Raw genomic sequence first — 6,782 nt, 5'->3', positions numbered from 1 at the left:
GGTGACGTGGTGGGGCGCGGCGAGGGCGGCGGGTCGGCCGCAGGGGGGACGGACACCGCGGGCACGGCCGGCCCGACCCCGGGGCCCTGCCCCGGGGCGGACAGCAGGTGCAGCGGCACGGCGACGACCGCCGCCACCGCCAGGGACACCCCGGCTCCCGCGGCGGCCCGCAGCAGCCTGCGCCGCGCCGCCACGCGGCGGACCTCCCGGAACCGGCCGGGCGGCGGCCCGAGCAGGACCGTGCCGGGCCGCAGCAGGGCGCTCAGCTCCGGGTCCCGTTCCTCGTCCGGGCCCTCAATGGGTGTGATCAAGGCTTCTCCTCAGTCCGGCTCGCAGCATTTCCCTGGCCGCGTGGAGGTCGGCCTTCACGGTTCCTTCCTTCCGCCCCGTCGCGGCCGCCACCTCCCGGACCGGCATGTCGGCGTAGTAGTACAGCAGGATGGGCACCCGCAGCCGCTCGGGCAGCGACTGGACGAGCATCCGCACCGAAGGGTCGGTCTGCCCGTCGCGTCCCTCGCCCTGACCGTCGACGAGGACCTCCGCGGTGGCGCGCCGCACGGCCCGGCGTTCGCGCTCCACCTTCCGCCAGTGGTCGCGCACGATGTTGGCCGCCGTGACGTAGAGGAAGCCGCGGGGTTCGTCCACGCTCGTCCAGCGCGCCCACAGCCGGGTGAAGGCCTCCGAGGCGATCTCGTGGGCCGTCTCGTCGTCGTCGACCAGCCGCCGGCACCAGCCGGCCAGGCGGGGGTAGAGGGCGGCGAACAGCTCGGACGCCGCTTCGTCCCGGGAAGACCGTTTCAACACTCTCCACATTCCGTCGTTCATCATGCCGCAGGCGTGCCACCGCACGGCCGGGCCGGATGGCGCACCGCCATCCGGCCCGGCCGCCGCTAGTCGCGGTCCCCCGAGGTCAGGGAGGCGAACACCACGACGTTGTCGCGGTATCCGCTCCCGTCGGCGGTGCGGGGGCCGCCGCAGGTGATCAGGCGCAGTTCGGGGCGGTCCACGTCGCCGTAGACCTCCTGGGCCGGGAAGTGCGCCTTGGCCACCGTCCGCACCCGGTCCACGGTGAACTCCGCCGACGCGCCGTCCCGCAGCCCCGCCACGACCCGGTCGCCCGGGCGCAGCCGTGCCAGGTCGCGGAAGACCCCGTCGCCGAACCGGCCGACGGTGACGTGGGCCAGGAGCACGGACGGGCCGAGCTGTCCCGGCGTGGGGGAGTGGCGGTACCAGCCGGCGGGCGAGTGACGCGCCACCGGCGGGACCTCCACCGTGCCGTCCGGGGCCAGCCCCAGTTCCATGACCGGGGTGTCGACCCCGATCGCCGGGATCCTCAGCCGTACCGGGACCGAGCGGGCGAGCGGGGCCGGCGGGGACGGGCGCGTCGGTGCGGCCGCGGGCGGCGCGGAGACGACGGGCGGCGCGGCGACGGGACCGTCACCGGAGCCGCCCGCGCACCCGCCCGCCCAGGGCAGCGCGGCCAGGGCCGCCAGGACCGCGGCCCACCTCGCCCCCGGGGTCATCCGGCGGTGGTGCGCCTGCGCCGCGTCACCACGAACGTGCCGCCGGCCAGGAGCAGCAGGCCGCCCCCGGCCGCCGCCACCACCGTGCCGTCCGGCCCGTGCGCGCCGGCCGGGGACTGCACGCCGGTGTCGGGCGCACCCGCCGGCACCCGGTCGACCTGACGCGGGGACGGCACCGCGGACGGCGCTTCGCTCGGCGCGGCGCTCCGCGCCGGGGCGGGCCGGGCGCTCGGCCCGTCGGCGAACGCGGGCGCCGTCCCCGCCAGCACCGCGGCGCACGCGACGGCCGCGGCGGTGAGAACACTGCTGCGCATGTATCGCTCTCCTTCGTCACCCCGCCCTGCCCCCGGTGGGGCACGGGCGGGTGGTGGCAACTGATCGCGCGGAGAGACGAGGCGGCCCGGAGGCGGGTTGTAAAGAACAGGCAAAGTCGCCCTCGGGAGCTCCTCGCGGGACCCTCGGTGAACGGCGGGCGACGCGGCGGCGACCGGCCGGAGCCGCCGTCCGGCCGGGCGTCACGGTTGGGCAACACCCAGCTCACGGCAGCAGCCGCAGGCCCTGGCGAACGCATCATGAGATCCGGTGGGGGACGTCAAAGGGGGCGGGGAACGGTGGAGTTCACGGTAGAGCGGACGCTCAGGAGACGGGGCCGGCGGTGGCTGATCGGAGGTCTGACGACGGTCGCGCTGGCGCTGGTGTGGCTGGTCGCCTCGCGGAGCGCGACGGGCCCCCTGTTCCTGGGGTTCCTGGCGGCCGTGGGGGCGTGGAACGGGGCGAGGGACCTGCGAAGGGCGCGGAAGCCGTTCCGGCTGCGGGTCGACGCGTTCGGCATCACGCTGCACGACGCGGAACTCGCCTGGGAGCAGATCGAGGCGGTCTCCCTGTGGCACCTCCCCAACACCGGTGAGGACAGCGAGACCACCACACCGCCCAAGCCGCGGCTCACGCTCTGGACGGCGCCCGGCGTCACGTTCCCCCGCAAGCCCGACCGCACCTGGGACGACCGGCTGCGCTACACGCTCGTCGACTGCGAGGACCTCGACCAGAGCGTCCGGGAACTGACGGCCGCGCTCGCCGAGCACGGCGGCGCCGCCTTCGAGACCGCGCCACGGGCCGTGCGCCCGCCGATCCCGGTGACCGTGTCGGGGCCGGAATCGCGCGTGCCCGGCGGGGAGCGGCAGTTCGTCGACGCCCGGCGCGCCGGCACCTGGGTCCTGGTCTGGGCGGCGCTCGCCGTCGTCTTCAGCTACTCGTTCTGGGAACTCGTCCAGGGCGGCTTCACCGGCCCCGTGCCCCTCGGCGCCTTCGGTCCGCTCGGCGCGATCGGCTGCTGGGTCCTCACGGGCCGCTCGTACCGGCGCTGGCGCAAGCCGCTGCGGCTGCGCGTGGGGCCCGCCGGGATCGGCATGCGCGAGGTCACCGGCGAGGAGTCGTTCTTCTCCTGGAAGGACATCGCGGCCGTCACGGTCGGCCGACCGCCGACCACCACCGACACCCGCCCCTGGCTGGTGGTGTGGCCGCTGCCGGGCAGCCGTCCGGACAGCAACCCCTCCTACCTGGTCGACGGCCACAAGGCCTTCGCCCTGGTGCGTCTGGACCGGCTGCCCGGCGGCGCGGAGGCCGTCGTCCCGGTGGTGCGGGAGTACGCGGGGGAGCGGTACGCCGAGACGGCGTGAGCCGTCCGCGGAAAACCGGTTGCGGGGTCTCCCGGAGCACCGGCTAAGGTGTCGCCGTCGGACCGCGGGCAAACCGGGAGGTGTTGGAACGATGACTGCCGTCGAGCTGGGCGCTGCCCCCATCCAGAAGATCATCACCCCCACCTCAGCGGTCGCCGGCTGACCCTGCCCGTCGCGAAGCACCCGACGGCACAGCCGCGCGCGACCGCCCTCCCGAAGGGCTCTCCTCCGTTGACCAACGGATCCGTCCCGCAGCCGTCCACCGCGCTCACCGCCTACGGCTGGGACTCCTCATTCGACTCCGACTTCGCCGTCCACGCGGAGCGGGGACTCACACCCGGCCGCATCGTCCGCGTCGACCGCGGGCTGTGCGACGTCGTCCTCCCCGACGGCTCCGGCGGCCTGAAGGCCGTCCGTGCCGACACCGAGGACGTCTTCACCCGCGACCCCATGGGGATCGCCTGCACCGGCGACTGGGCCGCCGTCGACGAGACGCCGGCGACCGGTCCCGCGGTACGCGCCCTGCTGCCGCGCCGCACCACCTTCGTCCGTTCGACCTCCTCCAAGCGCTCCGAGGGACAGGTCCTGGCGGCCAACGTCGACCTGGCGGTCATCGCCGTGTCGATCGCCGCCGAACTCGACCTCGGACGGCTCGAACGCTTCGTGTCCCTGGCGTGGACCAGCGGCGCGCAGCCGCTGGTCGTCCTCACCAAGGCCGACCTCGTCGACGACCCCGGCCACCTGCTGGACGACGCCCGCGGCGCGGCGCCCGGCGTGGAGGTCCTGGTCGTCAGCGCCGCCACCGGCCAGGGCGTGCCGGAGGTGGCGATGGCGTTGGCCGGCACCACGTCGGTGCTGCTCGGGCAGTCGGGCGCGGGCAAGTCCACGCTCACCAACGCCCTGCTGGGCCGCGAGGTCCAGGAGGTGCAGGCCAACCGCGACAGCGACGGCAAGGGCCGGCACACCACGACCACCCGCGACCTGCTGCCGCTGCCCGGCGGCGGGGTGGTCATCGACACCCCGGGGCTGCGCGGCGTCGGGCTGTGGGACGCCGACTCCGGTCTCACCCGGACGTTCTCCGACATCGAGGCGCTGGCCGGGGAGTGCCGCTTCCCCGACTGCTCGCACGACTCCGAGCCCGGCTGCGCGGTCCTCGCCGCCCTGGAGGACGGCGTACTGACCCACCGCCGGCTGGACAGCTACCGCAAGCTGCTCCGCGAGAACGCGTGGATCGCCTCCCGCACCGACGCCCGGCTCCGCTCCGAGATGCGCCGCGAGTGGAAGCTGCGCTCCGCCGCGGGGCGCGAGATGTACGAGCGCAAGCGCGGCGGCGGCCACCGCAAGGTGTACTGACCGGACCCGGCCCGGCTCCCCGGCGGGGAGCCGGGCCGGCGGTCATCCGGCGCCGTTGTGGCGTTCGCCGCTGCGGCGCAAGGTCAGCGGACTGCCCTCGTGCCAGAAGGTGTAGACGATGCTGCCGAGGCCGAGTGTGACGATGACGATGCCGAGGACGATCGAGTAGACCATGGCTCCTCCAGCCCGTTCGGGGCGCGTTTTACCGCACCTTCACCTTCGATGTCCGAACGTGACCTTCCCGTGGCCGTACCGTCTCACACGCCGTGCGGCCCAACTCGCGTTTCTGCGACCCGAGTTGTCCGCATGTGCGGCTCATGTCGACGGCAGGCCGCCCCGGGCGACGACCCCGGCGTACCAGCGGGCGCTGTCCTTCGGCGTACGGCGCTGGCTCGCGAAGTCCACGTGCACCACGCCGAACCGCTTGCCGTAGCCGTAGGCCCATTCGAAGTTGTCCAGCAGCGACCACAGGAAGTAGCCCTGGACGTCGGCACCGTCCGCGATCGCCCGGTGCACCGCGGCCAGGTGCGCGCGCAGGTACGCGATCCGCTCCGGATCGTGGACCTCGCCCTCGGGGTCGGCGTAGTCGTCGTACGCGGCGCCGTTCTCGGTGACCAGCAGCGGCGTGTCCGGCAGTTCGTCCCGCAGGCGGAGCAGGAGTTCGTGCAGCCCGTCGGCGTCCACCGGCCAGTCCATCGCCGTCCGCGGCCCCGGCGCCGGGACGAACCGCACGTGCCCCTCGGCCCCCGGCCACGGCGACGGCCCCGCATGGCCGCCCGCGGCCACCACGGTCGGGGCGTAGTAGTTGAGGCCCAGCACGTCCACCGGACGGGAGATCACCGCCAGGTCACCGTCGGCCACGAAGGACCAGTCCGTCAGCGCGGCCGTGTCCCGCAGCAGGTCCCGCGGGTAGGAGCCGCGGAACACCGGGTCCAGCCAGATCCGGTTGGCCAGCGCGTCGACCCGCCGGGCGGCGTCCTGGTCGGCGGCGCTCCCGGTGTGCGGACGTACCGCCGCGAGGTTCAGCGTCAGCGACACCTGGGCCGGTACCGGGAGCCGTTCACGCAGCACGCCGACCGCGAGGCCGTGCCCCAGCAGCAGGTGGTGGGCCGCCCGCAGCGCCGCCTCCGGCTCCGTCCGGCCCGGGGCGTGCACGCCCTGCGCGTACCCCAGGAACGCCGAGCACCACGGCTCGTTCAGCGTCGTCCACAACGGCACCCGGTCACCGAGCGCGTCCGCGACGAGCCCCGCGTACTCCGCGAAGCGCTCCGCGGTGCCGCGCGCGGGCCAGCCGCCGGCGTCCTCCAGCTCCTGCGGGAGGTCCCAGTGGTACAGGGTCAGGACGGGGCGGATGCGGTGGTCCAGCAGCTCGTCGACCAGTGCGCGGTAGAAGTCGAGCCCCTTCTGCACGGCCGGGCCCCGGCCCGTCGGCTGCACGCGCGGCCACGACACGGAGAAGCGGTAGTCCGTGAGGCCCAGCTCTGCCATCAGCGCGACGTCCTCGCGCATGCGGTGGTAGTGGTCCGCGGCGATGTCCCCGGTGTCGCCGTTGCGCACCTTGCCGGGCGTGCGGCTGAAGGTGTCCCAGATCGAGGGGGTGCGGCCGTCCTCGGCGGCGGCGCCCTCGATCTGGTAGGCCGCGGTGGCGGCGCCCCACCGGAACCCTTCGGGGAAGGCCGGTGTCGTGTGCAGGGCGTTGGTCGTCCGGGCTGCGGTCGTGGTCATCCGGGGCTCCTTGTGTGCGGTCCGTTGCTGTGTGCGGGTCGTTTGCGCCCGCGGTGGGCGTCCGCCCGCCCTCCCGATTGCCCGGCGCGGTCAGTGACCACCTCGCGCGGTCGTTGCGGGGTCGGTGCCGCGCCGGCGCACTCCCCCAGCCTTCGGCCGGGGGGACCCCCATGGGGGCACCCCGCCACACCCCCTCCTGCCGGTTGGGGTGACTAACGGCCGGTGGGGGTTCAGAAGGCGGTCCGGGGTTGCCGAAGGTGCCTCACTCACCCCTCACCGGCCGTCATGCGCCCATACGACGGAAGGGGGTGTGCCGGGGTGCGCCCGGAAGCGACGAGCGGCGGACCCGGTGCCGAACGATGTGGAGGTAAACCGCGAGCGCTGTGGGGGTCCCCCGGCCGAAGGCTGGGGGAGTGCGCCGACGCGCCACCGACCCCGGATGAACAGAGCGCAGGCCCGCACTGACCTGACTCATAAAAAAATTTCCAGGCAAAAAAAACATCCA

Annotated in this window: 7 protein-coding genes and 1 pseudogene; 2 read left to right on the top strand and 6 right to left on the bottom strand. The window is 74.5% G+C overall.

Annotation, left to right across the window (positions count from 1 at the left end):
- The 4 genes and pseudogenes from PV341_RS42675 to PV341_RS42660 all read right to left on the bottom strand — a co-directional run.
- Positions 1 to 311: pseudogene (locus PV341_RS42675) on the bottom strand (hypothetical protein); the annotation flags it as partial.
- Entirely contained in the window at positions 295 to 813 is a 519-nt protein-coding gene (locus tag PV341_RS42670) for an RNA polymerase sigma factor (RefSeq protein WP_500360678.1), read from the bottom strand. The pseudogene PV341_RS42675 and the gene PV341_RS42670, both read right to left, overlap by 17 nt.
- 77 nt (positions 814 to 890) lie before the next feature.
- Positions 891 to 1,523 (bottom strand): class F sortase, encoded by a 633-nt coding sequence (locus PV341_RS42665; RefSeq protein WP_500321718.1) that lies wholly within the window; start codon positions 1,521 to 1,523, stop codon positions 891 to 893.
- A complete protein-coding gene (locus PV341_RS42660; protein WP_500321716.1) occupies positions 1,520 to 1,837 on the bottom strand; it encodes an LPXTG cell wall anchor domain-containing protein in 318 nt (105 codons plus the stop codon). The genes PV341_RS42665 and PV341_RS42660 overlap by 4 nt, the downstream gene beginning before the upstream one ends.
- Before the next feature lie 297 nt (positions 1,838 to 2,134).
- On the opposite strand from PV341_RS42660, the gene PV341_RS42655 reads away from it, so the two are divergent.
- Both PV341_RS42655 and rsgA read left to right on the top strand, forming a co-directional pair.
- On the top strand, positions 2,135 to 3,199 hold the full coding sequence (locus PV341_RS42655; protein ID WP_500321714.1) for a hypothetical protein: 1,065 nt from the start codon (positions 2,135 to 2,137) through the stop codon (positions 3,197 to 3,199).
- 231 nt (positions 3,200 to 3,430) lie between these two features.
- Complete coding sequence (gene rsgA / locus PV341_RS42650) at positions 3,431 to 4,552, top strand: ribosome small subunit-dependent GTPase A (protein ID WP_500360677.1); 1,122 nt, start codon at positions 3,431 to 3,433, stop codon at positions 4,550 to 4,552.
- Positions 4,553 to 4,594: 42 nt separating this feature from the next.
- Here the strand turns inward: rsgA and PV341_RS42645 are convergent, their stop codons facing one another.
- Positions 4,595 to 4,726 carry a hypothetical protein gene (locus tag PV341_RS42645; protein WP_500321711.1) on the bottom strand — a complete coding sequence of 44 codons (132 nt, stop codon included), beginning with the start codon at positions 4,724 to 4,726 and terminating at the stop codon, positions 4,595 to 4,597.
- A 141-nt stretch (positions 4,727 to 4,867) separates the two neighbouring features.
- Positions 4,868 to 6,277, bottom strand: coding sequence for a GH1 family beta-glucosidase (locus tag PV341_RS42640; protein ID WP_500360675.1), 1,410 nt, complete (start codon positions 6,275 to 6,277; stop codon positions 4,868 to 4,870).
- Positions 6,278 to 6,782: the final 505 nt, after the last annotated feature.

The organism is Streptomyces sp. PA03-1a, assembly GCF_033792805.1.
Lineage (GTDB): Bacteria > Actinomycetota > Actinomycetes > Streptomycetales > Streptomycetaceae > Actinacidiphila.
The sequence above is the reverse complement of the archived record's forward strand: the minus strand, read 5'-3'. Positions and strand labels throughout refer to the sequence as shown.